The 314-nt window shown below is 61.5% G+C and carries 1 protein-coding gene; it reads right to left on the reverse strand.

The features are described 5' to 3' along the window. On the reverse strand, window positions 1–218 hold a 218-nt coding region (locus AC0IYH_RS30545), incomplete at its 3' end, for a neutral zinc metallopeptidase (RefSeq protein ID WP_471837905.1). Window positions 219–314 lie beyond the last annotated feature (96 nt).

Genomic DNA, 314 nt, shown 5'->3' on the forward strand with positions numbered 1-314 from the left:
TCATTGGCGGCAGGATTATCCGTCTGACTGCTGGAGTAACCCCCCGACTGGCCCGCCAATTGACCCAATATCTGCAGCGGATCCTGGCCCATCAGTAGGCCGACCACCACGACAATGGCGATACCGCCCAAGCCCAGGCCGCGGCCACCACCGAAGCGTGACCCACCACCGCGGGCATCCACCACGTTGTCACTGCGTCGTGCTCGTTTCCAGCGCATGGGGATGTCCTTTCAAGAGGGCGATTCAGTTGCCCGGGTAGCTACTGACCACACTTTCGCCGCCTTGTGCGTCCAGACCGATGACCTGATAGGCAT

The sequence above is a fragment of the Pseudomonas sp. AC463 genome (assembly GCF_979253585.1).